21 protein-coding genes and 3 pseudogenes are annotated in these 24,326 nt (G+C 41.4%); 19 read left to right on the top strand and 5 right to left on the bottom strand.

The genetic code is table 11. The annotated features are described in order from the left end of the window. Nucleotides 1–4 precede the first annotated feature (4 nt). From EJ103_RS12000 to EJ103_RS11965, 8 genes are read left to right on the top strand one after another with little or no spacing between them, the layout of a single operon-like run. A complete protein-coding gene (locus EJ103_RS12000; RefSeq protein WP_126007840.1) occupies nt 5–2,212 on the top strand; it encodes a chemotaxis protein CheA in 2,208 nt (735 codons plus the stop codon). Between the two features lie 51 nt (nt 2,213–2,263). After that, nucleotides 2,264–3,409, top strand: coding sequence for a chemotaxis response regulator protein-glutamate methylesterase (locus EJ103_RS11995; RefSeq protein ID WP_029773813.1), 1,146 nt, complete (start codon nt 2,264–2,266; stop codon nt 3,407–3,409). Further along, nucleotides 3,402–4,166, top strand: a complete 765-nt coding sequence (locus EJ103_RS11990; protein ID WP_126007838.1) for a flagellar motor protein — start codon at nt 3,402–3,404, stop codon at nt 4,164–4,166. Before EJ103_RS11995 ends, EJ103_RS11990 begins: the two co-directional genes overlap by 8 nt. A 5-nt stretch (nt 4,167–4,171) precedes the next feature. Further along, nucleotides 4,172–5,137, top strand: coding sequence for a flagellar motor protein MotB (locus EJ103_RS11985; RefSeq protein ID WP_126007836.1), 966 nt, complete (start codon nt 4,172–4,174; stop codon nt 5,135–5,137). 12 nt (nt 5,138–5,149) lie between these two features. After that, nucleotides 5,150–5,920 carry a ParA family protein gene (locus EJ103_RS11980; RefSeq protein ID WP_126007834.1) on the top strand — a complete coding sequence of 257 codons (771 nt, stop codon included), beginning with the start codon at nt 5,150–5,152 and terminating at the stop codon, nt 5,918–5,920. A gap of 3 nt (nt 5,921–5,923) precedes the next feature. Further along, complete coding sequence (locus EJ103_RS11975) at nt 5,924–6,706, top strand: chemotaxis protein CheW (RefSeq protein WP_004588315.1); 783 nt, start codon at nt 5,924–5,926, stop codon at nt 6,704–6,706. 24 nt (nt 6,707–6,730) lie between these two features. Then, the gene (locus EJ103_RS11970; protein ID WP_004588316.1) at nt 6,731–7,228 is read left to right on the top strand and encodes a chemotaxis protein CheW; all 498 of its coding nucleotides are present in this window, start codon (nt 6,731–6,733) and stop codon (nt 7,226–7,228) included. Nucleotides 7,229–7,245: 17 nt separating this feature from the next. Beyond that, nucleotides 7,246–7,647, top strand: coding sequence for a DUF2802 domain-containing protein (locus tag EJ103_RS11965; protein ID WP_126007832.1), 402 nt, complete (start codon nt 7,246–7,248; stop codon nt 7,645–7,647). A gap of 82 nt (nt 7,648–7,729) precedes the next feature. Here the strand turns inward: EJ103_RS11965 and EJ103_RS11960 are convergent, their stop codons facing one another. Together EJ103_RS11960 and EJ103_RS11955 are read right to left on the bottom strand one after the other, a co-directional pair. Beyond that, the gene (locus EJ103_RS11960) at nt 7,730–8,050 is read right to left on the bottom strand and encodes an EscU/YscU/HrcU family type III secretion system export apparatus switch protein (protein ID WP_004588318.1); all 321 of its coding nucleotides are present in this window, start codon (nt 8,048–8,050) and stop codon (nt 7,730–7,732) included. A gap of 1 nt (nt 8,051) precedes the next feature. Beyond that, complete coding sequence (locus EJ103_RS11955; RefSeq protein ID WP_126007830.1) at nt 8,052–10,364, bottom strand: flagellar hook-length control protein FliK; 2,313 nt, start codon at nt 10,362–10,364, stop codon at nt 8,052–8,054. A 113-nt stretch (nt 10,365–10,477) separates the two neighbouring features. On the opposite strand from EJ103_RS11955, the gene ccmA reads away from it, so the two are divergent. The 10 genes and pseudogenes from ccmA to EJ103_RS11905 all read left to right on the top strand — a co-directional run bounded on the left by ccmA (nt 10,478) and on the right by EJ103_RS11905 (nt 18,191). After that, entirely contained in the window at nt 10,478–11,098 is a 621-nt protein-coding gene (ccmA, locus tag EJ103_RS11950; protein WP_086004334.1) for a cytochrome c biogenesis heme-transporting ATPase CcmA, read from the top strand. Next, complete coding sequence (gene ccmB, locus EJ103_RS11945) at nt 11,098–11,784, top strand: heme exporter protein CcmB (protein ID WP_126007829.1); 687 nt, start codon at nt 11,098–11,100, stop codon at nt 11,782–11,784. Before ccmA ends, ccmB begins: the two co-directional genes overlap by 1 nt. A 1-nt stretch (nt 11,785) precedes the next feature. Further along, nucleotides 11,786–12,523 carry a heme ABC transporter permease gene (locus EJ103_RS11940; RefSeq protein ID WP_004588322.1) on the top strand — a complete coding sequence of 246 codons (738 nt, stop codon included), beginning with the start codon at nt 11,786–11,788 and terminating at the stop codon, nt 12,521–12,523. A 3-nt stretch (nt 12,524–12,526) separates the two neighbouring features. Continuing rightward, nucleotides 12,527–12,730, top strand: a complete 204-nt coding sequence (gene ccmD / locus EJ103_RS11935) for a heme exporter protein CcmD (RefSeq protein ID WP_004588323.1) — start codon at nt 12,527–12,529, stop codon at nt 12,728–12,730. Beyond that, nucleotides 12,727–13,206, top strand: a complete 480-nt coding sequence (gene ccmE / locus EJ103_RS11930) for a cytochrome c maturation protein CcmE (RefSeq protein ID WP_126007827.1) — start codon at nt 12,727–12,729, stop codon at nt 13,204–13,206. Before ccmD ends, ccmE begins: the two co-directional genes overlap by 4 nt. Before the next feature lies 1 nt (nt 13,207). Continuing rightward, nucleotides 13,208–15,172 carry a heme lyase CcmF/NrfE family subunit gene (locus EJ103_RS11925; RefSeq protein ID WP_126007825.1) on the top strand — a complete coding sequence of 655 codons (1,965 nt, stop codon included), beginning with the start codon at nt 13,208–13,210 and terminating at the stop codon, nt 15,170–15,172. Then, entirely contained in the window at nt 15,172–15,741 is a 570-nt protein-coding gene (locus EJ103_RS11920) for a redoxin family protein (protein ID WP_029773820.1), read from the top strand. The genes EJ103_RS11925 and EJ103_RS11920 overlap by 1 nt, the downstream gene beginning before the upstream one ends. Further along, nucleotides 15,741–16,202: a cytochrome c-type biogenesis protein gene (locus tag EJ103_RS11915; protein ID WP_004588327.1), complete on the top strand. Its 462-nt coding sequence runs from the start codon at nt 15,741–15,743 to the stop codon at nt 16,200–16,202. The genes EJ103_RS11920 and EJ103_RS11915 overlap by 1 nt, the downstream gene beginning before the upstream one ends. Next, nucleotides 16,202–17,451 (top strand): annotated as a pseudogene (gene ccmI / locus EJ103_RS11910) (c-type cytochrome biogenesis protein CcmI). Before EJ103_RS11915 ends, ccmI begins: the two are co-directional and overlap by 1 nt. A gap of 9 nt (nt 17,452–17,460) precedes the next feature. Next, nucleotides 17,461–18,191, top strand: a pseudogene (locus tag EJ103_RS11905) (VacJ family lipoprotein). Between the two features lie 78 nt (nt 18,192–18,269). Here EJ103_RS11905 and EJ103_RS11900 read toward each other — a convergent pair. Then, nucleotides 18,270–19,493: an HDOD domain-containing protein gene (locus EJ103_RS11900; protein WP_126007824.1), complete on the bottom strand. Its 1,224-nt coding sequence runs from the start codon at nt 19,491–19,493 to the stop codon at nt 18,270–18,272. Between the two features lie 346 nt (nt 19,494–19,839). On the opposite strand from EJ103_RS11900, the pseudogene putP reads away from it, so the two are divergent. Then, a pseudogene (gene putP, locus EJ103_RS11895) lies at nt 19,840–21,302 on the top strand (sodium/proline symporter PutP). Between the two features lie 253 nt (nt 21,303–21,555). Here putP and fahA read toward each other — a convergent pair. Then, nucleotides 21,556–22,869, bottom strand: a complete 1,314-nt coding sequence (fahA, locus tag EJ103_RS11890; protein ID WP_126007822.1) for a fumarylacetoacetase — start codon at nt 22,867–22,869, stop codon at nt 21,556–21,558. Between the two features lie 130 nt (nt 22,870–22,999). Further along, nucleotides 23,000–24,046 carry a 4-hydroxyphenylpyruvate dioxygenase gene (gene hppD, locus EJ103_RS11885; RefSeq protein WP_126007820.1) on the bottom strand — a complete coding sequence of 349 codons (1,047 nt, stop codon included), beginning with the start codon at nt 24,044–24,046 and terminating at the stop codon, nt 23,000–23,002. Nucleotides 24,047–24,326: the final 280 nt, after the last annotated feature.

The following is a 24,326-nucleotide window of genomic DNA, read 5'->3' as shown; positions in this document are numbered from 1 at the left end:
CTGCATGAGCTTTGAAGTCGATGAAGATATTTTACAAGACTTTCTTGTAGAGGCTGGAGAAATCCTAGAGCTTTTATCTGAACAGTTAGTTGAGCTAGAAAATAACCCAGAAGATACTGAGTTACTAAATGCTATTTTTAGGGGCTTTCATACCGTAAAAGGGGGGGCAGGCTTTTTAGCTATGACTGAGCTTGTTGATGCCTGTCATGGTGCTGAAAACGTATTTGATCTCTTACGCCAAGGGGTTAGAACTGTTAATTCAGAATTAATGGATGTGATTTTACAAGCACTAGATACCATTAATGAAATGTTTGCCACTATTCAAAACCGCGAACAGCCAGACCCAGCAGACCCTCAATTATTAGAAACCCTTCACAAACTTGGTCAACCGCCTACGGATGACGAGCTTACTGAAACAGCCCCCGAAGTTGTTGAACAAGAACCCGCAGCTCCCGTTAGCGCAACAGATGATGAAGACCCATTTGCATTTGATGAACTATTTGATGTGGCAGGTTCAAGCCCTTCAGCAGATAGCACGCAAATTGATGAAATTACAGAAGATGAATTTGAAAGCTTACTCGATGAGCTACACGGCAAAGGGCAAAGCCCAGTGTCGCAACCAAGTGCAGAGCCAGATTCAAGTTCAGATATAACCGATGATGAATTTGACAGTTTATTAGATGAATTACACGGTGTAGGTAGTTTTGGTCCGGTTGCAGGAGATACTTCAAGCAGTGAGCCAGAAGTAAAACACACAGCACCACCAGCGGCTGTTACAAATGATAGCGGTGATGATGAAATCAGCGATGATGAATTTGAAGCATTGCTTGATGAATTGCATGGTAAAGGTGCCGCACCAGAATCAAAAGAAGCTGACACACCTGCACCGCAGCCACCTAAGGCTGCACCTGTAGCACAAACGCCAGCAAAACCTACGCCAGCACCTGCAGTAAAACAAGCTCCGGCGGCAAAAGCCGCTGCGCCTACACCTAAAGTGGCTGAAAAACCAGCGAGTAGCGCTGCACCTAAAAAAGCTACGCCTCCACCTGCTGAAACCACAGTACGTGTTGATACAAAGCGTTTAGATCAAATAATGAATATGGTTGGCGAGTTGGTATTAGTACGAAATAGGTTGGTCAGTTTAGCGACCAATACAGACAGTGAAGCGATGGGTAAGGCGATATCAAATCTTGATGTGGTCACTGCTGATATTCAAGGTGCAGTAATGCAAACGCGAATGCAGCCTATCAAAAAAGTGTTTGGCCGATTCCCTCGCGTAGTACGTGACTTAGCCCGTAGCTTAAATAAAGAAATTGATTTACAGCTTGTAGGTGAAGAAACCGATTTAGATAAAAACTTAGTTGAGGCACTGGCCGATCCGTTGGTGCATTTAGTACGAAACTCAGTTGACCACGGAATTGAAATGCCAGCAGCGCGTGAAGCTGCGGGTAAGCCTAGAACTGGTAACGTTACATTATCGGCTTCGCAAGAAGGCGACCATATTTTGTTAACCATTAAAGATGATGGTGCAGGTATGGATGCGGAAAAACTGAAAAAAATAGCGATCAGTAAAGGCGTTATTGATCATGATCAGGCAAGTCGCTTAACAGATACAGAAGCGTATAACTTAATATTTGCACCAGGCTTTTCGACCAAAGAAGAGATATCTGATATTTCTGGTCGTGGCGTAGGCATGGATGTAGTAAAAACTAAAATTACGCAGCTTAATGGCTCTGTGAGTATACAGTCAGAGTTGGGCGTAGGGACTATTTTAGAGATAAAAGTACCATTAACACTGGCTATTTTACCTACGCTGATGGTTATTGTTGGTGAGCAAACGTTTGCGTTACCACTTGCTGGTGTGAGTGAAATATTCCACTTAGATTTAACCAAAACCAATGTGGTAGATGGTCAGCTTACAATTATTGTCCGTAAAAAAGCGATACCGCTATTTTACTTAGAGCATTGGCTAGTTAAAGGTGCTGATTGTTCTCAGCGAAAAGCGCAAGGTCATGTGGTAATTGTACAAATAGGTACTCAGCAAGTTGGCTTTGTGGTTGATTCATTAATTGGCCAAGAAGAAGTTGTTATTAAGCCTCTTGATGCGTTATTACAAGGTACGCCTGGAATGGCTGGTGCAACAATTACATCTGACGGTGGTATTGCGCTGATTCTGGATGTACCTAATATGCTTAAGCATTACGCAGGATAAAATGTAGGCATACCTGTGTATGCCTACACATAAATTTAATAAGAGAGCGCAATGGCCGTAAAAGTTTTAGTTGTTGACGATTCCAGTTTTTTTCGCCGTCGAGTAAGCGAAATTCTTGAACAAGACAGCGGTATTGAAGTAATAGGTTTTGCTGTTAACGGTAGAGAAGCCGTAGAAAAAACAGCGCAGTTACGTCCAGATATGATCACCATGGATGTAGAAATGCCTGTGCTTGACGGTATTAGCGCAGTAAAAGAAATTATGGCGAGTAACCCAACGCCAATACTTATGTTTTCTTCATTAACCCGCGACGGTGCAACCGCAACTTTAGATGCACTTGATGCCGGAGCTATGGACTTTTTACCGAAAAAGTTTGAAGACATTGCACGAAATAACGAAGATGCAATCAAGTTATTGCAAGCCAAAGTGAAGGAAATTGGTCGCAGGCGTGCCCCACGCCCTGTTAGGCCATTAACATCAAGTAAGACTACTGCTCCACCTGCAAGCAAACTAGCCACAACAAGCTCTTCGCTTAAACAACCTGATAGAAGCTTTCAACGTGCTGCCCCAGTGCAGACAACAACTACACCCAGTATGCCCACGCGTGCCAGCGGTAAACACTATCAAATAGTGGCTATTGGCACTTCAACTGGCGGGCCAGTTGCTTTACAAACCATATTAACCCAATTACCTGCTAACTTTGCACACCCTATTTTGTTAATTCAGCACATGCCGGCGGCATTTACGCCTGCGTTTGCGGCACGTTTAAATAGCCTTTGCAAAATACGCGTTAAAGAAGCGCAACAAGGTGACAGGCTAGAAGCCGGCACAGCCTACTTAGCACCTGGTGGACAGCAAATGATGGTAGAGGGGCGAAGTGGTAACAAAACGTTGCGTGTATTTGAAGATAATAGTGAACGTATAAGCTACAAACCAAGCGTTGATGTGACTTTTGCAAGTGTTGCCAAAAGCTATCAAGGAGATGTACTTGCTATTGTTTTAACCGGCATGGGCGCTGATGGACGTGATGGCGCGCGAATGCTTAAGCAATCTGGCGCAACAATTTGGGCGCAAGATGAAAAAAGCTGTGTGGTATATGGTATGCCTCAAGCCATTGCCAACGCTGGGCTTGCATCTGAGCATTTAGCGTTAAACGACGTAGCAGCAAGAATAAAAAGAGAGACTGGTTGTGGATAAGCTCTCTGTTCTAGGGTTAATCATTGCGCTGGCCGCTATAGCGATTGGTTACTCTTTAGAGGGTGGCGTTGTCACGGCGTTATTTAATGGCCCTGCACTTATTATTGTACTTGGCGGCACCTTAGGGGCTGTTATGTTGCAAACGGCGACAAGCACCTTTAAAAAAACGCTAAGCATGAGCCATTGGGTGTTTTTTTCACCCCAGTACAATATTGAGCAAGCCATAGAGCAAATTAAAACGTGGTCGCATAAAGCTCGCCAGGAAGGGTACTTAGCGCTTGAAAAAGAGGCACTTAGTCACCCAGATCCTTATGCAGCAAAAGGGCTTAGTTTACTAGTAGATGGGTGTTCGGAGCAAAAGCTACGCGACACCTTAGAAATAGATTTAATGCTTGAACGAGACCGCTTACTTGAAGCAAGTAAAGTGTACGAAGCCATGGGCGGATATAGCCCAACTATAGGCATTTTAGGGGCTGTACTTGGTCTTATTCAAGCAATGTCATTTATTACTGACCCTCAAAAGCTAGGTGCAGGGGTCGCCACCGCATTTATTGCAACAATATATGGGGTGGGTTTAGCTAACTTATTATTTTTACCTATGGCCAATAAGCTTAAGCAGCGAGTAGAGCAAAAAATGCTTTACCATGAAATGATGGCCGAAGGGGTGATTGCTATAAGCCTTGGCGAAAGTCCTATAAACATAGAATTAAAGCTTGAAGCTTATCGCACAGAGCGCCCTAATGTCGTGGTAGAGTAACTTTTATGTTACGCCGGCGCTTACGTCAATCAGCTGAAAAAAATCAACATACAGAACGTTGGTTAGTCTCTTATGCTGATTACATGACCATTATGTTTGCCTTTTTTGTGGTTATGTATGCCATTGCCATAAATAAAGAAGAAAGTTTTCAAATCCTCTCAGACTCCCTAGAACAGGTTTTTGACAAATCAGCAAGGCAGCAATCGCAACAAGGTGAGGGCGTGTCAGGCGAAGGGCTACTTACTGACCGTGTTACCCCTGAGCAAGAGTTATTGTACGGTGAGAGCATTCAAAAACAGGAGTCTGGCCCAGAGCTGCTAGATGGACATAGTGATACCAGCAATATAAAACAAAAACATTTAGGTAAACCACTCGATAGTTTGTTAACTAAATTACATTCAGCACTTATTGATGAAATTCGTGATGGAGAAGCAAGTTTAGAGCTCAACCAAGATTGGCTTATTATTGAGCTAAGTTCAGGAATGCTGTTCTCAAGTGGTAGCTCTGTGGCCCATGCGCGAGCTAAGCAAGTCGTAAAAATTGTAAAAGATATTATTGCCCCAGTAGATAACTACATAAGGGTAAGAGGTTACACAGATAACGAAAGTATTCGCAATGAAATGTTTCGCTCTAACTGGGAGTTGTCAGTTGCACGGGCGACCTCTATTTTAGTTGAATTAGAAACGTTAGGAATTAACCCAGCGCGAATGGCAATCGAGGGGTATGGGCAATACTCACCTTTTGCCGATAACGACACCGCAGCGGGTAGAGCAGAGAATCGTAAAGTTGTTATTGCGCTTTCTAAGTATGGCTTAGTACAACAAACCACCGAAAATGAAGCTGAGCCTGATGAGCAAATGCAACAAGCTGCGCCTGAGCCAGAGGTGGAACTTCCCTCTGATGATAACTCTATTAAAATAATTCGTTTACCTCATGGTGGCATCAGAATCACCACGCGCAATGAACAGTAATTAGGACTTAATGTGAAGATTTGGACAGTAGCAAATCAAAAGGGCGGTGTAGGTAAAACCACAACGGCTGTCAGTCTTGCTGGTATTTTGGCCTTGCAAGGTAAACGCGTATTACTCATTGATACCGACCCTCACGCCTCACTAACGTACTATTTTGGTATTGATTCTGAAGATTTAGAAGTCAGTGTGTACGATATTTTTGCCCGCGGCACCTCAATGCAAAGTGAAGAAATACTTCAAGCATTGTGCCCCTCTACCATGGAAAACCTAGATATATTGCCCGCGACGATGGCTATAGCAACCCTTGATAGAAGTATGGGCAATAAAACGGGGATGGGCTTAATTTTAAAAAAAACACTTGCAAAAATTAGTGAACATTACGATTATGCGCTGCTTGATTGCCCGCCCGTTTTAGGTGTTTTAATGGTGAACGCATTAGCCGCCAGCGAACGTATTTTAGTGCCTGTGCAAACTGAATTTTTGGCGCTCAAAGGGCTTGATAGAATGATGCGCACTATGGAATTAATGCAAAGCTCTCAAGCGAAACAGTACCAATATACTATAATCCCTACTATGTATGATAAGCGCACAAAAGCGTCGCTTGAAGCCTACAAAACGTTGCAAAGTACATATAAAGATAAAGTATGGCCAGGGGTGATCCCCGTTGATACAAAGTTTAGAGATGCAAGCCTTGCACAAAAGGTGCCCATAGAGTTTTGTCCACGTTCACGTGGGGTTTACGCTTATAAAGCGTTATTAGATTATTTAATTGGACAAGGTTAATGAATGAGTAAGCAATTATTTGCTAATGAAAAAGTAATGACTCAATACTTAGGGGCGCTATTATGCGAAGACGAACCTGAGGAAAACCTTGAGCCTGTAGCAAAGCTACTTGAGCAAGTACCTAGTGCCTTACAAAACGACGAAGTACTTTTAAAGCCCAAAGCGCAATTAAAAGTAACCGAGCAGCTTTATTCTGAGCAAGTAAAAGAGAGTAATAGCGAGGCTGATGCCACTATTTCGCCACCAGCACCTATTGAGCCTGAGCCAGTAGAGACAGCTGAGGTGCAAACCCAGTTAAGTACAGAACCTGCTCCTTTATTACATAGCCAAGAAGATTACTTTGAAGGTGAATTTCAGGCTCTGTTTTTTGAAGTGGCTGGTTTAACATTGGCTGTTCCTTTGAAAGCGCTTGGAGGAATTCATCAATTAGGTGAAGTAAATCATTTATTTGGTAAGCCAAAATGGTTTAAAGGCGTTATGCTTAATAGAGATGAAAAGCTAAACGTAGTTGATACTGCCCGTTGGGTAATGCCTGAAAAGTACGATGAAAAGTTAGAGGCCTCTCTTAATTATCAGTATTTAATAACCCTAGGCGATAGCAACTGGGGTTTATTGGCCGAAAAGTTAATAAATAACATTACATTGAGTAAAGAAGATGTAAAATGGCGAAAAAACAGTGGCAAACGCCCTTGGCTTGCCGGTGTTATTAAAGAAAAAATGTGTGCTTTAATAGATGTAGATAATTTAAATGCACTATTAGAAAAAGGCTTAGATAGCCGTCAGTAGTAACGACCATAACGGGGTAACAGCATGAGCGAAGATAGACTATTATCAGCGAATAAAAACGCAGATAACAACGATGAAATTTTACAGTGGGTAACGTTTAAGCTTGAAGAAGAAACGTATGGCGTAAACGTAATGCAGGTGCAAGAAATTTTACGTTATACCGAAATTGCCCCAGTACCTGGAGCACCTTCATACGTTATTGGCATTATAAATTTACGTGGTAACGTAGTCACTGTTATTGATACTCGTGCACGCTTTGGTTTGCCTGCTGCAGATGCAACTGATAACTCTCGCATTTTAATTATTGAAGCAGAAGAGCAAGTAATTGGTATTTTAGCTGATAGTGTTTCTGAAGTTGTGTATTTACGCAGCTCTGAAATAGACAGCGCCCCAAATGTTGGTACCGAAGAAAGCGCTAAGTTTATCCAAGGTGTATGTAATCGCGATAACGAATTACTTATTTTAGTCGATTTAAATAAATTACTTAGCGATGACGAATGGGATGAGTTAAGCGATATTTAAGCTTTACCACTAAAATTATGTTGTTACTCAGTATCGCAATAGCAGCGCTAGGGATAGGTTTAATATCGCTGGCGCTTATTATTGCATTAAAAAATAAACAGTCGGCGGAGCTTAATGCGGTATCACAGCAATTAAAAGATACCTCAGAGCAAACACATATATTACGCAGTGAAGTGTCTGAGCTCAGAACAGGGCTTTTAAGTATTGGTAAGCGCGTACTTGAAGTTGAGCAACAAAATCAAGAGTTGATGCAACAACAAGCTGCCCAAAAATATGATGACCCAGACGCAAAAATATATTCTCGTGCTGTTAAAATGGTTGAGCTTGGCGCAGATTTAGATGAGGTGATACGCGAGTGTGAGCTTCCTAGGGCTGAAGCTGAACTATTATTTTCGTTACATAAACAAAAAGACGCCTAGCGTCTTTTTTGCTTTTAACTACACGTAATACCAATGTGCAGTAATACTTAATAAAGGGGGTAGGTATAATTCATCCACCTAGTTAGGCCTTTACATTTAGCTTACCTTGAAAGTCTTGCCAGCCAGGTGGGAACTGCCCACGAAGCACGTACGAAAAAGCAATCAATTCAGCAATAACATAATAAAGCTCTTTAGGTATTTCCTCTCCCAATTCTAAGTGTGAGAGTGTTTTAGCAAGTGCTTCATCTTGGTGGATCATAATGCCTTTTTGTTTCGCTGCTGCGATTATTTCATCGGCCAACTCGCCAAACCCTTTTACACTTACTGCTGGGGTACTTCCTGCTTCATACAACAGGCCAATCGCGGATTTATTATTTGCTGCTAAATTAGAGGTGTCAGTCATGTTAAACTTTAATATTTATAATGGCATGCGATTGATAAAACGCTTGATGACTAACATCTGCGCGTTTTAAGTTTAGCTCGCCTACTTGCAAGCCATGCTGAGCCAACTTAGCCCTGAGGCTATCTAAATGAGGGTGTGCAATTGCACTTACTTCTTGGCTAGAGGCAAGCAGCTGGCAATCGAGCGCTTTGTCCATAAGCTCAGCCACTATTTGTAATTGCCCTTGCTGTGCATAATCAAAATTTAATCTAACAAACCACACGTTTTTTTCGGTTTTATCTACACTGGCTTTTTTATATTGCCCTAAGGTTATCTCTGTTTGTCCCGCTTCAGGCGGAAGTTTCATCGGAAATAAAAACTGTGCTAGCGGGTTTGTGTCGCTTTGTTGGTTTGGCGTAGTTACTTGTACTTGGCTAAGGGTATTTTTAACTTGTAGCAGCTCTGGGGCAAGCTCTTGTATTTGTGTTAGTTGAAGTTGCTCTAATAGTTTTTCCGCGCCATTACCTACTTTAAAAGTAGGTAAAAGCACATTAAGTAGGGCGTCCACGCCTGTGTGGTTATTAAACGTTAGCGAAGTACTTGGTTGGCTTATTATTGGCGCCGCTAAAATAGTAACCGCAAGTTGCTCAAGCCCTTTTGTAAAGCTACTTTGTAGTGTGTCGTTTGGCGTAGTAAGCGGTTGTAAGGTACTTAAAAGCTCTCGTTGTATGGTGGCTGGGTGCACATTAGTACTGGAGACCATTCTATTAAAAGCTTGATTCACTAAACGCGTAAGATCAGGTGTATTTTGTGTAGCTTTACTTGCTATGTCAGTAATTTGGCTACTCAACAATGTCTTAGGGTTGGAAGCACTATTTGGGCGCTCACTCTCTGTTGGCAAATTTAAAAGCGAGGTTAAAAGTTTAGCTTCTGTTGGTTGTAACTGCTGACTTACAGCTGTGTTAAAAAGCGAGTGAGACAAACTGGGTTGATTGGGAGTATTTACCTGTGAAGTTGTGGCATGTAGTGTTTTTAAACTCAGCGGCGCAGAAGCGTTGCCTTGCGTACTTACATTTGTTGGTTGGGCGCTTACTGCTTGGGGCTGGGCTGTATTGTTTGCTGATTGCCATAACGACACACTTGCCTTTAATTGCTGGGTTATTTGCACTAAAGGAGGCAGCTGCGCAAAGTGTTTAGCTAAAGGGCTGTTAGGGGTAAAAGAATGATTAGCAACTTCTGCGGTTATATTTAGCTTGCTTAAATTAGGGTTTGTTAGCGTGTTTATTGGTGTCGGCGTTTTATTTACATCAAGCTTAGCTTGTTGAGCCTGCAAAGGTGGTGTTTTACTCGCAAAGGGTTTGTTTTCAAAGTATTTAACGGCATCGTTAATTCGCGTTTTTAAATCGCTAAAGCTGCTTTGTAACCATGACTTTATAGGGCTTTGTGCACTTAACTGCGGGCTTGTTTTATCAGCGGGGGTACTGACTGCATTTTGCTGCTGTGATAAAACCAAGTCAGTAAAGGGTTTACTAAATGAGTTATTAAGTGCGACCTGCATTTTAGGTAAGTTAGTTTTAATGAGCAACTTATCTGCTTGATTAGTAATATTTACTGCCACGGGCTTGCTAGGCAATTCACTAAGCTGTTTATTGGTTATCGGGGTTGTGAACGAGCCGCTATGCTGAGGGTGCGAAATAATAGCTAATTTAGGCGTTGCTTGTAGTTGCGCGCTGGGCAGTAAGTTAGTTAATAGCTGCGAAATTTTATGCTGGCTGAGAGTTTGAGTATGAACGGTGTCAGCAAAGCGGTTAATAACATTTATTTGTGCGCCTTTATTGGTTGTATTAATAAGTACCTGTAATGGCTGCTCGGTATTTAACAGCTGTGCGGTTTCTTTGTTAATTGCAATACTGGCATTAAGGCTAGGTATCATAAGCTGCGGTGACGGCGAAAGCTGTACATTGACTAGCAAGGGTTTACTTTGTATTTCACTCCCGGTACTAACATAATTTAAAAAACGCTGCAGTTGTGATGCGTTGCTAAGTGTAATATTGGTATTGTTAGGAGTAATATTTAGCTGCTTTCCATCGGCGCTGAGCTGTATGTTAGCACTTGCTATTTTGTCTGTATTTTGAGGGGCATGCGTTATGCCTAAGCGCAGTGTTTGCCAGTGTTTATCTATTAAAACATCGAGAGTAATTGAGCCTTTTGAAAACTGAATATTTTTAGCCGCAAGTACCTGCTCGGGTAATTGTACTAATTCGTGCGAAGTGCTCGGGGCGCTTTGGTTATTAACCAATGAATTAGATAATGTGATTTGCGTTGGATTATTCATTATTTTAAATCAAGTTTTCGCTAATTTTCGTGAATCGATTTTAAAGCAATATTCGTATTACCCTATCATTATGGTAGACTAACGCCTAATTTTTGGCATAGAGAAACGTCATCTTGTTACACATTAAGTCCGTCACCTGCATCAAGCAAGAACGTTGTTTGTTTGCGGATCTTAATTTTAGCCTAAATAGCGGTCAAATCATGCAATTAGCGGGTCCTAACGGGGCTGGCAAAACATCATTATTGCGTATTGTCGCAGGCTTTAGTGTGCCTGATGAAGGCGCTATTTTTTATAACCAGCAAGCTATTACCAAGCATTATGAAGAGTACGCCACAGACCTGCTATTTATAGGCCATAAAACCGGTGTCAATGTGCAGCTCAGCGCACTGGAAAACGTACGCCATTGGTTACACATTAACGGCTATACAAATGAGCCCGACTTATATCCAATTTTAGCTAAGCTTGGCTTAGTGGGCCTTGAAGATGTGCCGGTAAGAATGCTCTCTGCAGGGCAGCAGCGTCGTGTCGCTTTAGTGCGATTATGGTTAAGCGATGCAAAACTATGGGTGCTTGATGAACCCTTTACTGCACTTGATAAAAATGGCGTTGCATTTCTACAACAACGTTTTTCTGAGCACTTAAAAAGTGGTGGCGCTATTTTACTAACAACCCATCAAGATTTAACAACACAGTTTGAAAACCTACAAACGGTGACCTTGGAGTATCGTTACTGATGACTCGTCAACATTCATATTGGCTGCTGTTTAGTGCGGTATTTAGTAAAGATGTAAAGCTTGCGTTTCGCCAGCGTGCTGAAATTATCAATCCTATCTTGTTTTTTCTCATTGTTATTTCTTTATTTCCGTTAGCAATTGGCCCAGAGCCCGGTCTATTAAACAGAATGGCGCCAGGTATTATTTGGGTAGCAGCTTTGCTCTCTACCATGCTTGGACTCGATAAATTATTCAGAGACGACTATAACGATGGCTCGTTGGAGCAGCTAATTGCTTCATCGTACCCGCTATCACTCACCGTGTTGGCTAAAGTCGCGGCGCATTGGGTTGTTACCGGTTTACCATTAGTATTAATGACACCGTTATTTGCTTTATTGCTTAATTTAGAGAGCTCTGCGCTGTTAGCGACCGTATTAACATTATTATTAGGCACGCCATTATTAAGCTTTATTGGTGCAATTGGGGCTGGCCTTACTGTGGGATTACAAAAAGGCGGCATTTTAATGAGCTTATTAGTGTTGCCTTTGTATATTCCTGTTTTAATTTTTGCAACGTCAGCCATTGATACCAGTACTATGTCGCTGGATTATAGCGGGCAGCTTGCCATTCTTGGGGCCATGTTAGTAGTTGCTATTATATGCGCACCCATCGCCATATCGTCAGCATTAAAAGTGAGTGTAAGTTAATATGTGGAAGTGGTTACATCCCTACGCAAAAGCAGAGCGCGCATATCAATTATGTAATACGTTACTGCCTTATTTTGCCGTTGTTACGGTTATAAGTATGCTTGTTGGTTGGATTTGGGGCTTAGGTTTTGCACCGGCTGATTATCAACAAAAAGACAGCTACCGTATTATTTTCATTCATGTTCCATCGGCTATTTTGTCTATGGGCGCATACTCTTCTATGGCTATAGCAGCTATTGTCGCTTTAGTGTGGCAATTACGTAACGCTGAACTTGCTGTGATTGCTATTGCTCCGGTGGGAGCATGTGTTACAGCTATTGCCTTAATTACCGGCGCTGCATGGGGTAAACCTATGTGGGGTGCTTGGTGGGTATGGGATGCACGTTTAACCTCTGAACTTATTTTATTGTTTTTATACTTAGGCGTGTTGTCGCTTTACCATGCCTTTGAAGATAAAAAATCAGCAGGGCGGGCAGCGTCTATTTTAGCCATTGTAGGGGTAATTAATTTACCCGTTATTCACTACTCCGTAGAGTGGTGGAACACCCTACACCAAGGCGCAACAATCACAAAGCTTGATACAAAAGCCATTGACCCAAGTATGTTTTGGCCGCTTATGGTAAATATTTTAGCGTTTGCAGCGTTTGTGGGCACTGTAACGTTAATTCGCCTTAAAAATGAAATATTACAACGTGAAAAGCATCGACCTTGGGTTCGAGCCTTGTTAAGTAAGGGGTAAATTATGCAGTTTGACTCTTTTTCTGATTTTATTGCAATGGGAGGCTACGGGTTTTACGTGTGGCTTTCATTTGGTACATGCGCCTTAATTTTGTTGGGCATTTTATTTAGCTCTTTACGTGATACAAAACGTATTATGGCCTCAGTAGAGCAGCAAGTTGCGCGTGAAGCGCGAATTAAAAAAGCGAAGCAGGAACAAATCTCATGAACCCAAGACGTAAAAAACGCCTATTGGTAATTATTGCAGTACTGTTTGGTATTGGTGCCTCTGTAGGCCTAGTGCTTTATGCACTACAAGAAAACATAAACTTATTTTATACACCAAGCGAGCTAATAGACGGCAAAGGCCCTGATAAAGAAAAACCGCAAATAGGGCAAAAGTTGCGTATTGGCGGTATGGTTGTGCCGGGTTCTGTCGTTCGAAATGAACAAAGTTTACAAGTCAGCTTTAAACTGATTGATACTGGGCCATTGGTAACAATTAAATACCAAGGCATTTTGCCTGACTTATTTCGCGAAGGCCAAGGTATTGTAGCGCAAGGTGTGCTTGTAGAACCAAACGTGATTGAAGCTTTTGAAGTACTGGCTAAGCATGATGAAGAATACATGCCAGCAGAAGTAGCAGAAGCCGTAAAAGGAATTAAACACGAAAAACCAAAATACAACCTAGATAGCGGTAGCTAATATGATCCCAGAACTTGGTTATTTTTCTTTAACGCTTGCTATGGTGCTAAGCGTTTTACTGTGTATTTTTCCGCTATGGGGCGCGCATACCGGTAATCTTCGTTTAATGCGTGCGGCCCCATCTTTAGCCGTTGGGCAGTTTGCTTTTGTACTTCTCTCGTTTGCTGCGCTTATCTATGCCAGCTTAACTGATGACTTTACGGTATCTTATGTGGCGTATCATTCAAGTAGTACGTTGCCTTGGTATTATAAAATCACCTCTACGTGGGGTGGGCACGAAGGCGCTATTTTACTGTGGCTTGTAATGCAAGCAGGGTGGACCGCCGTGGTTGCTATGCGTTCTAAATCGCTACCTTGGGTGTTGCGTGCACGTGTTTTAGGTGTGCTTGGCTTTTTAGGTGTCGGTTTTATGATGTACACACTACTGCTTTCAAGCCCATTTGAACGCTTACTGCCGTATTTCCCTGTTGAAGGGCGTGATTTAAATCCGCTTCTACAAGACCCAGGTATGATCATTCATCCGCCATTACTGTATATGGGATATGTGGGGTTATCGGTTGCGTTTTCATTTGCTATTGCAGCACTTTTAACAGGTAAACTTGATAACACCTGGGCTAAATGGTCTCGCCCATGGACGATGACTGCTTGGGGCTTTTTAAGTTTAGGAATAACCATAGGCAGCTGGTGGGCTTACTCTGAGCTTGGCTGGGGTGGCTGGTGGTTTTGGGATCCGGTAGAAAACGCATCGCTTATGCCCTGGCTAGTCGCTACGGCTTTATTGCACTCTTTGAGCGTGACAGAAAAGCGCGGTGTATTTAAATCGTGGACTGTGCTGCTTGCCATCGCTGCATTTTCCCTAAGCTTATTAGGCACCTTTATTGTTCGCTCAGGCATTATTGTATCGGTGCATGCATTTGCCACTGACCCCGATAGAGGTTTATTCATTCTAGCCTTTTTAGGCATTGTTGTTGGCGGCGGTTTATCGTTGTATGCGCTGCGCGTATCACAAGTTAAAAGCGAAGGCCGTTACAAGTTTGTATCACGCGAAGTGGCCTTATGGCTTAACAACATCTTTTTAGTGGTAGCCACATTAATTGTTCTTTTAGGTACTTTGTTACCTATGGTGCATAAAGAAATGGGCCTAGGCAGTATTTCTATTGGCGAACCGTTCTTTAATAAAATGTTTGCCATTTTATTAGTACCATTTGCCATATTAATGGGAATAGGGCCTTTTCTTCGTTGGAAACAAAACAAGTGGGCTGTACTACAAAATAAAGTATTAATAGGTGTGTTAATAAGTGTTGCTATTACCTGTGCGTGGTTGTTCTCAAGCTACGATGTCGTAAAACCACTTACATTATTAGCAACCACATTAGGTGTATGGGTTGCAGTCTCTACTGCCATAGATTTATACGCCAAGGCGTCGGTTCACGGGACGCTAAAAGAAGGCATTAAACGTTTAGGCATTAGCTACTGGGCTATGGTGCTAGGTCACGTTGGTTTAGCATTTGTTATTGCAGGCGTTACACTTACTTCGGCGTACTCGGTGGAGCGTGATGTTTCTATGAAGCAAGGCGATATTGTCACGCTTAACCAATACGAATACCGATTTGATGGCGTTAAATCAATACGCGGCCCTAACTACAGTGGGCATGCTGGTGTAGTGTCGGTATTCAATAACGATAAGCTAGTGACTGAGTTACATGCAGAAAAACGCAAATACGATATTGGTATGCAATTTATGACCGAAGCGGCAATTGATGCCGGCTTTACTCGCGACCTATATTTAGCGCTCGGTGAGCAATTAAGTAAAGGGGCATGGTCACTGCGTATTTATCACAAACCGTTCGTGCGTTGGATGTGGATAGGCGGTGTACTTATATCGCTTGCAGGGTTTATGATTTTATTCGATAAACGCTACCGTACATCAGCAAGTACACGCAAAAAAGCGTTGGAGAATGCGTAATGAACCGTAAAATTTTAGCTTTAGCACCGTTATTAATATTCATATTTTTATGTGTATTTTTGTATCAAGGTTTGTTTGCCAACCCGCGTGAAATTCAAACCGGACGACTAGGCCAAACGATGCCTGCGTTTAACCTGCCTGATTTAATGCAAGATGATAAGCGCTGGACAGATGAAAGCCTAAAAGGCGAAGTTTATTTACTTAATGTATGGGGGACTTGGTGCCCTACATGTTTAGTTGAACTAGGGTATTTAACTAAGCTACGCGAGCAAGGCGTAAAAATTATTGGTTTGTACTATGTACAAGGGTACGATGCCGATTTTGATGGCCCATTTGATATGCAGGCTTTGCGCACCGATGTGAGCGATATGCTCAGCCGTGCTGGCGACCCATACCAATTTAATATTTTAGACTTGCACCGTACCTTGTCACTTGATTTAGGTGTATCGGGTGCCCCTGAAACATTTTTAGTGGATAAAACGGGTAAAATTTTATTACACCATACAGGGGATCTAAACCCGCGCGTATGGCGTGCTAAATTTGCCCCTGTTATGCAGGAGCTAAATTAATGCGAGTGTTTTTATTAACCCTGAGCTTTTTTATAAGTATGGCAGTGTATGCCGAGCAAGATCGCTACCAGTTTGACAATAACCAACAAGCTGTGCGCTTTGAAGAGTTAACCAAAGAGCTCAGGTGCCCTAAATGTCAAAACCAAAATATTGCAGACTCTGATGCCATTGTTGCAAAAGATTTACGCGACAAGGTACTCGCGTTGGTAAAAGAAGGTAAAACAAAAGACGAAGTAATCGATTACATGATAGACAGATACGGTTATTTTGTTCATTACGATCCGCCTGTAACACCGGCCACATTAGTACTTTGGGTTTTACCTGTACTTATTGTTATTTTGGGTTTTGGTTTTATTGTAATTCGCCAGCGTAAGGCGTCAGTTAAGCAAACCTGGAACAGCGATGATGAAGCAAAACTTGCTAAGTTAATTGCAGAAAATAAACGTCAGGAGCAAAATTAATGATTTTAATGTGGGCGTGTTTTGCTTTACTCACACTAATTGCACTGGCTTTTATTATGTTGCCTTTTTTAAAAAAAGAGCGCGTGCAAACCATTACTCACAATGCTAATGCAGAATTGATCAGCATTTACGAGCAGCGTTTAGTTGAGCTGCAAAACGACTTAGACAATCAACGTATTGATGCGCAAAGCCACAGTGAATCGGTTATTGAGCTAAAACGTCGTTTATTGAACGAGCTTTCACCAGAAAAATCGCTTAATAGCAAAGGTAATAACCGTATTTTTGCTTTAACAGGCGCAGCATTTTTATTAGCCCTCACCGGTGTTTTTTACACCTTTACAGGGAGCCAGCAGCAAATAGCAGCGTGGTATGATGCAATGGATAACCTTGCAGATTATGGCGAGCGTGCGGTAATGCAAAAAGGTGAGCCACTAACTCAAAACGAGTTGCAAGCGTTTGCTTTAGCGCTGCGCACTAAGCTTAGTGAATCAGGCGATGACGAAGTTGCGTGGATGTTGCTTGGACGTGTAGCCATGTCGTTAAACGAATTTGATATGGCGCAGCAATCGTTTGATAAAGCCCTTCGAATGAACCCAGACAACATGCAAGTACTCATTAGCTACAGCCAAGTTTTACTGCTTGAAGGCAGCGAAGAGAACATGACGCGTGCAGCGGGTATGCTATCTAAAGTGCTAAAGGTTGAACCAACAAACCTTGATGCTATTTCTTTATTAGCGCTTATTGCCTATGAGCGCAAGGACTGGCCGCAAGCCAAAGCGGCGTTTGAAGTATTACTGGCAAGCATGGATAAAAGCGATACGCGCTACTCAATGATAGCGCAGCGTATTTCCGATATAGAGCAACAAATGCAAAATGAGGGCTCTGTAATGCCGGTCTCTGCTAATAGTGCTATTAGTGTTACTGTGAGCTTAGCGAATGAGCTTTTCGATAAGCAGCCACAGCAGGGACTTTATTTATTTTTGCCAAGGCTGCTCAAGGCTCTCCTATGCCATTAGCGGTTGTTAAACTAAATGAATACAGCTTTCCGCTAACGGTGCAACTCACTGATGCTAATGCAATGGTTGATGGGTTAAACTTATCAAGTGCTAAAGATATTGTGATCACAGCGCGGATCTCAATCGATGAGTCAGTTATGCCAAGTAGTGGTGAGTTAGAGGGTCACTCTGAGACACTACAACGTGAAAACGTAAGTGACTACCAACTTCAAATTGATACATTAATACCTTAAGGACATTAGATGTTAAAGCATAGTTTTACTTTTTTATGTTTATTGGTGCTAGCCGGATGTGCACAAGTACCAGAAAACAAAGTTGATGAGCGCGACCCGCTACAAAGCATTAACCGTCCATTGTACGACTTTAATATGGATATTCTTGATGCTTATATTTTACGCCCTGTGGCTGTAGGGTATGTAGAAGTGACCCCTGTACCTGTACGCAACGGGATTGTTAACTTTACCGATAATATTAGTGCGCCTGTTGATATGATAAACGCAGGGCTACAAGGTAAAGCGGGCAACGCAGGCGTGAGTTTAGCGCGTTTTTTAGTTAACTCTACGGTAGGTGTATTTGGTATTTTTGATGTTGCAAGTTCACTTGGACTTGAGCTGGTAGATGAAGACTTTGGCCAAACATTGGGCGTGTGGGGCGTTGGCGATGGCGCATATATTATGCTGCCAGCAATGGGGCCGACTACAGCACGTAACTTAACAGGCGATGTAGTTGATAACTTTGTGTTACCAGAAATCGCCTTGACTACGCCTCAAACTATTTTAGTTTTTGCGCTTAAAGCGGTCGAAGCTCGTGCTTCACTTATCCCGCAAGAAGGCCTACTTAATGACTCTCTTGACCCGTATTTATTTGTTAAAGACATATACTTTCAGCGTCAGCTTTATGAGCTATACGACGGCAACCCACCAATCAAGAAGAGCCTGAAGACTTTGATGAAGACTTCTTAGAAAGCCTCTAAATAACAGCTATAAAAAATGCCAGCAATTGCTGGCATTTTTTTATGTGTATTTTGAGCTTAAATAAGCTCTAATGTTTATTATTCTTTAACCATCAGCTGCATTTGCTCATTAACCCAGGTTAAGGCGTCATGGTATGCATTGGCAACTTCTTCGCCTAAATTTAATTGTTTTGCAATTTCGTTGGCGGCTTCCCAATCTGCGTGCTCATAAAACTTAACCAAGTTTAGATACTGAGCAAGCAGGCCTTCGTCATTCAATAGCGCAGCTTTTATCTCTGCAGACAGCGGGAGCTTTTGCATAACGCTTTCCATGGTTTCATCTAAAATAGCGTCCATAAGCGACATCATGCCAGTTAAAAAGGCCATACCGGTATCTTTAAACTGCCCGTGTGAAATAGCAAGTAGTTCGCCAAATCGTGCACGTGTTAGCGAAAGCCTAATTAGCTCAACAGGTTTATCGGCAGAAACTTGCGCTGCAAATAACAAAGATAACAGCTTTTTAATTTCGTTAGCGCCAAGGACGATGAGTGCTTGTTTGATTGTGTTTATTTCGGCTCTGCGCGCAAACGCAGCTGAGTTTGAATAACGCAATAATTTGTATGATAGATTTACGTCACGTTCAAACACATCGGTTATCTTTTTAAGATCCATTTCAACAGATGAGGTTTCGTAAAGCAGCTCTGCTAATGCCATTTCTGATGGCGGCAGTGCTTTACTTTGTACCATTTCAGGCTTTGAAAAAAAGAACCCCTGAAAATATTCAAACCCAAGCTCTAGAGCTAAATTATAGGCTTCATAGGTTTCTACTTTTTCAGCTAAAAGCTTGATGTGTGGATAGGCTTTAATATCGTTAATTATGGTTTTTATTGCACTTTCATCAGTGGTTAAAAAGTCTATTTTTATAATATCGATATATGGGTAAAAATGGCGCCATACTGGTTGGTGAATGTAATCATCAAGCGCTAGGGTGTAGCCTTTTTCTTTTAAATCTTTAACAATAGCCAGTAAGCGCTTACCTGGTTGCACTGTTTCAAGGATTTCTACAACGACCGTCTCTTTCCCTAACATTGTAGGGTAACCTTTAAGTAAGGTTTCTAGAGTAAAGTTAATATAGGCGGGTTTGTTGCCAGTTAAATCTTCTAAGCCAAAATTAAACTGACTCCCTTCGATTAGCTTAGTTGTTGCTTCGTCACCGTCTATGTCTGGAAATACATTATCAACGCCATCACGAAATAATAACTCGTATCCAACAAGCTCCTTTTCGCGGTCTAAAATAGGTTGGCGTGCAGCATAAAAATACATAAATAGTTCCGTACAAAATAATAATTATTAGCAATGGCTATAATATATGGCAAAACGTTCGAAATAGCATTAGGTAATTATTATTGATTTAATGAATTGTTATTAAATATTAGCTATATATGTAAATAAGTTTACCGTATATCGGGTGTTTGAGGGTTAAATAGTCAATGCGACTGTTTTTTGTTCACTTCAGTGTAACAAGTTGGAGTTATCACCTTTAAGCATGGTATAGTCAAGACGGATGGTTTTTACCCCAATAGTGTCTTTATTATAATATTTTAAGAGTCATTATTAGGATTAAAAGCCTGTTTTATACAACTTTGTGGAGGCGAATTTGGAAACAGGAATGATTATTTCACTGGTATTGTATTTTATAGTCATGCTTGGCATTGGACTTTATGCATACAAACAGTCTACAAGTGATGTTTCGGGTTATATGCTAGGTGGACGTAGCTTATCTCCAAGTGTTGCAGCATTCTCTGCTGGCGCATCGGATATGAGCGGTTGGATTTTAATGGGCTTACCTGGCGCTATGTTCGTTACTGGCTTTAGTAGCACATGGATAGCAATAGGCTTGGTTATTGGTGCGTGGTTAAACTACTTTTTAGTTGCGCCTCGTTTGCGTGTTTACACTGAAAAAGCAAACGATTCAATCACAATCCCAGACTACTTCTCTAATCGTTTTAATGATAAATCAAACCTTTTACGTGTAGTTTCTGCGGTAGTAATTATTGTGTTCTTTACGCTTTATACATCATCAGGTGTTGTAGCAGGCGGTAAATTGTTTGAAAGCTCGTTTGGCTTAAGTTACGAAATGGGTTTATACATCACCACTGGTGTTGTTGTTTTATATACCTTATTTGGTGGCTTCTTAGCAGTTAGCTTAACTGACTTTGTGCAAGGCTGTATTATGTTTATTGCCTTGATACTGGTACCGACCGTTGCTTACTCTTTATTAGATCAACCGCTAGAGTCAACACTTCATAGCGTTAACCCGATATGCTTAATTGGATAGGTGCAGGCTCTGCATTAGGGATTATTTCGGCAATGGCATGGGGCTTAGGCTACTTTGGTCAACCTCATATTATTGTACGTTTTATGTCGGTGCGTAGCGTAAAAGATATGCCAACGGCTCGCCGTATTGGTATGACATGGATGATAGTTGCAGCCATTGGTGCTGTGGGTACTGGTTATTTGGTGCCGCGTACACTTACGAAAAAACATTGTTGTTGAAGACCCAGAAACCATTTTCTTAATTCTTTCTGAGTTATTATTCCACCCATTAATTGCTGGTTTTTTAATGGCGGCTATTTTAGCTGCAATCATGAGTACAATTTCTTCGCAGTTACTTGTTAGTTCAAGTTCGTTAACTGAAGATTTTTACAAAACGTTTTTACGCAAAGAAGCAAGCGACACAGAGCTTGTTACTGTAGGGCGTATTAGTGTAGCAGCAGTCGCTTTGTGTGCTATTTACTTAGCGTACGATAGAGATAGCTCAATATTAAGCTTAGTAAGTAATGCATGGCAGGTTTTGGTGCGGCATTTGGCCCACTGGTTTTATTTAGCCTGTACTGGAAACGCATGAACTTTGAAGGTGCACTAGCAGGTATGGTTGTAGGTGCTGGTACGGTTCTGTTTTGGATTTACTCACCATTTATGATTGATGGGCAAAGCTTAAGCAGTTACATGTACGAAATTGTACCAGGCTTTATTTTAGCAAGTATTGCAATTGTCGTTGTAAGCTTAGCGACGAAAGAGCCAACGCAAAATATTACTGCGCTATTTGATGAGGTTGAAAAAGACCTTTAATCAACCCGTACTTTAGATACGAAAAAGCCACCTAGTTTACTAGTGGCTTTATTTTTTGCATGTGTTGCAATGTGTTGTAAGCTTAGCGACGAAAGAGCCAACCAAAATATTACTGCGCTTTTACAGGTAAAAGCCAATCAACCTGGCTTTACACCACGAAAAAGCCACCTAGTTTAACTAGGTGGCTTTTTTATTTGCTATGTGTTGTCCTCAAATGTGTTTGCTTATTTAGGACATATCAATAACCTATAAGTTATTTAGCAGGTAATACTGTGCTTTCTACACTACCAAAGCCAATACGGGCATAGCCTGGCTTTTCACACCAGCCGCGCATAATTACATTATCGCCATCTTCTAAAAAGCTGCGTTGCTCACCATTACTCAGGGTTATTTTTTCTTTACCACCACGAGAAAGCTCTAATAAAGAGCCCGCTTCTTTATGTGTAGGGCCTGACTGCGTGCCAGAGCCGAGCATATCACCTGGCATAAAGTTACAGCCATTTACAGTATGATGGGTCACCATTTGCGCCACAGTCCAATATGAATGTTTGAAGCTTGAGGCAGAGACCTGCTTAGGTTGGTGGTTTTCATCACGCATTTTTTGAGTCTGAATTTTAACATCCATCTGGATATCAAATGCTCCTTGCTCGCGATTAGCGGCAGATTCTAGGTACGGCATTGGCTGTGGATCGTTTTCATCACGTGTCCAGCTAGTTCTAAAAGGTGCAAGTGCTTCAGTGGTGACAATCCAAGGCGATACGGTTGATGCAAAGTTTTTAGCTAAAAACGGGCCTAATGGTTGGTATTCCCATGCTTGTAAATCTCGTGCTGACCAATCATTAAATACACAAAAACCAAATACATGGTTTTCAGCGTTTTCAATGGCGATAGCATCACCCAGCGCATTGCCTTTGCCTAAGTAAATACCAAGCTCTAACTCATAATCTAGGCGCTTACATGGGCCAAATGATGGGGTATCTGCATCGGGCGCTTTAGTTTGCCCTTTAGGGCGGTGAAACGTTTGCCCCGATACATCAATAGATGAAGAGCGACCATGATAGCCAATCGGCACCCATTTATAGTTTGGTAAAAGCGGGTTGTCTGGTCTAAACAAGCTACCAACGGCGGTTGCATGGTAAATTGAGGTATAAAAGTCGGTGTAATCACCAATACGACACGGCAGCGAAAACTCTATATCAGCTTGCGCAATAAGGGTACTTTGCATTTCTTTTTGTTGCTGTGCGCCTTCACGCAATGCTTTTGAAAGCGCTAAGCGCAGTGCTGACCAGTATTGCTTCCCTAAACCCATAAATGTATTTAGTGTTGATTCGCTTGCTGCATCCAGGGCTGTTTTAGCATCACCGGTAAAAATGTTTAAGTGGCTCAATTTTGCTAAATCAATAACCTGATCGCCAATAGCAACCCCGCCTCTAAATTCTTCATTTGTGTTTTTAGTACGAAATTCTGCAAAAGGTAAATTTTGAATCGGGAAGTCACAGCCTTTAATATTGGCCGACTCTACCCAGCTAGTTAAATTAATGTCGTGGGTTTCGTTAATTTGGCTCATTACTTATCCTTTAGGTTTGATGTTGGGTGCATGCATTTATTTAAGCATACTTGTATGTTGCACCCTACTTTTTAAATATTAAAACGACAAAAAGCAGCGAAGATCGCTGCTTTTAATTTACTCAAAAAAGTTATAAAACGCCGCGGCGCTCTTGGTCTCGCTCAATTGACTCAAACAATGCTTGGAAATTACCTTCACCAAAACCACCATCATCTACACGTTGGATCATTTCTATAAAAATAGGTCCAAATAGGTTTTTAGAGAAAATTTGTAATAGGTAGCAGTTTTCACTTTGGCTATCGACTAATATTTGATGCTCGCGAATTTTTTCTTTATCTTCTGCAACCCACGGTACACGGTCAAAAATAGTGTCGTAATACTCAGGAATAATGTCTAAAGTAGCAATGGTCGATTTATCAAGCTTATCTAGCGAGCTAACTAAATCGTCAGTTAAAAACGCGAGATGTTGTACACCAGGGCCATTATATTCGCCTAAATACTCGTCAATTTGGTTGTTGTCATTGCCTTTACCTTCATTAATAGGAATTGAGAAGGTGCCACAGGGTGATTTTAATGCATACGATAGCAACGCTGTTTTTTGACCTTTAATATCGAAATAGCGTACTTCTGTAAAACCAAATACGTCTTTGTAAAAGTTTGCCCATGTTTCCATAGTGCCTTTGTAAACGTTATTAGTTAAGTGATCTATACGTATAAAGCCTTTATCTTCAACTACATTTGGTGATGATAAATCTTCAAAGTCGGACTCATAAATAGACCCTTGATCACCAAATTGCTCAATAAAGTAAATCAGGCTATCGCCAATACCGTAAATGGCGGGATAAGGTAAGTCTTTATGGGCTGAGTCGGTTGCGGGTTTTGCACCACGTGCTACAGCTGTTTCAAATGCATGCTGTGCATCCTCAACGCGCCAACCCATAGAGCAAATTGCTGGGCCATGACTTTTTGCAAATTCAGCAGAAAAACCATCGCGTTCGTTATTTAGTAAAAAGTGAATGTCGTTTTGGTTGTAATAGACAATATCTTTGCCTTTAAATTTTTTTAATTTTGAAAAACCAAAATCAGTAAACACTTTATCCATGTAGTCTGCATCAGGTGTTGCGTATTCAGTAAACTCAATACCAACTAAACCTAGTGGATTATTTGCTTCACTCATTTTTATTACTCCTGCAATAAATATTGCTACTGCGATTATGTGTTGTTGTCGTGTTGAGCTAGATAATCAACTAGATTTTAAGTTTGGGGAAGAGGGGGAGCAGATTTAGCATTTGAGCAAACTGTAAATTTAATAAGACGTTTACTTAGTCAATAGGTTTATACCTTACGCTTTAGGGTAAACGAGCATGTATTAGCTTGATGCTTTTCGTTTATTAAAGTTTAAGATATTGATATAAATAAATAAAAAAGAGGTTTTATAAAAATAAAACCTCTTTTAA

The sequence above is a fragment of the Pseudoalteromonas sp. Xi13 genome (assembly GCF_003952205.1).
Lineage (GTDB): Bacteria > Pseudomonadota > Gammaproteobacteria > Enterobacterales > Alteromonadaceae > Pseudoalteromonas > Pseudoalteromonas atlantica.
Note: the sequence above shows the minus strand (reverse complement) of the source record. Positions and strands in the feature narration are given on the sequence as shown.

Bases quoted from the DNA above. Each gene is read 5' to 3' on its own strand.
- EJ103_RS12000 (WP_126007840.1), top strand. From the start codon at position 5: ATGAGCTTTGAAGTCGATGAAGATATTTTACAAGACTTTCTTGTAGAG.
- EJ103_RS11995 (WP_029773813.1), top strand. From the start codon at position 2,264: ATGGCCGTAAAAGTTTTAGTTGTTGACGATTCCAGTTTTTTTCGCCGT.
- EJ103_RS11985 (WP_126007836.1), top strand. From the start codon at position 4,172: ATGTTACGCCGGCGCTTACGTCAATCAGCTGAAAAAAATCAACATACA.
- EJ103_RS11975 (WP_004588315.1), top strand. From the start codon at position 5,924: ATGAGTAAGCAATTATTTGCTAATGAAAAAGTAATGACTCAATACTTA.
- EJ103_RS11970 (WP_004588316.1), top strand. From the start codon at position 6,731: ATGAGCGAAGATAGACTATTATCAGCGAATAAAAACGCAGATAACAAC.
- EJ103_RS11965 (WP_126007832.1), top strand. From the start codon at position 7,246: ATGTTGTTACTCAGTATCGCAATAGCAGCGCTAGGGATAGGTTTAATA.
- EJ103_RS11960 (WP_004588318.1), bottom strand. From the start codon at position 8,050: ATGACTGACACCTCTAATTTAGCAGCAAATAATAAATCCGCGATTGGC.
- EJ103_RS11955 (WP_126007830.1), bottom strand. From the start codon at position 10,364: ATGAATAATCCAACGCAAATCACATTATCTAATTCATTGGTTAATAAC.
- ccmB (WP_126007829.1), top strand. From the start codon at position 11,098: ATGACTCGTCAACATTCATATTGGCTGCTGTTTAGTGCGGTATTTAGT.
- EJ103_RS11940 (WP_004588322.1), top strand. From the start codon at position 11,786: ATGTGGAAGTGGTTACATCCCTACGCAAAAGCAGAGCGCGCATATCAA.
- ccmD (WP_004588323.1), top strand. From the start codon at position 12,527: ATGCAGTTTGACTCTTTTTCTGATTTTATTGCAATGGGAGGCTACGGG.
- ccmE (WP_126007827.1), top strand. From the start codon at position 12,727: ATGAACCCAAGACGTAAAAAACGCCTATTGGTAATTATTGCAGTACTG.
- EJ103_RS11925 (WP_126007825.1), top strand. From the start codon at position 13,208: ATGATCCCAGAACTTGGTTATTTTTCTTTAACGCTTGCTATGGTGCTA.
- EJ103_RS11920 (WP_029773820.1), top strand. From the start codon at position 15,172: ATGAACCGTAAAATTTTAGCTTTAGCACCGTTATTAATATTCATATTT.
- EJ103_RS11915 (WP_004588327.1), top strand. From the start codon at position 15,741: ATGCGAGTGTTTTTATTAACCCTGAGCTTTTTTATAAGTATGGCAGTG.
- EJ103_RS11900 (WP_126007824.1), bottom strand. From the start codon at position 19,493: ATGTATTTTTATGCTGCACGCCAACCTATTTTAGACCGCGAAAAGGAG.
- fahA (WP_126007822.1), bottom strand. From the start codon at position 22,869: ATGAGCCAAATTAACGAAACCCACGACATTAATTTAACTAGCTGGGTA.
- hppD (WP_126007820.1), bottom strand. From the start codon at position 24,046: ATGAGTGAAGCAAATAATCCACTAGGTTTAGTTGGTATTGAGTTTACT.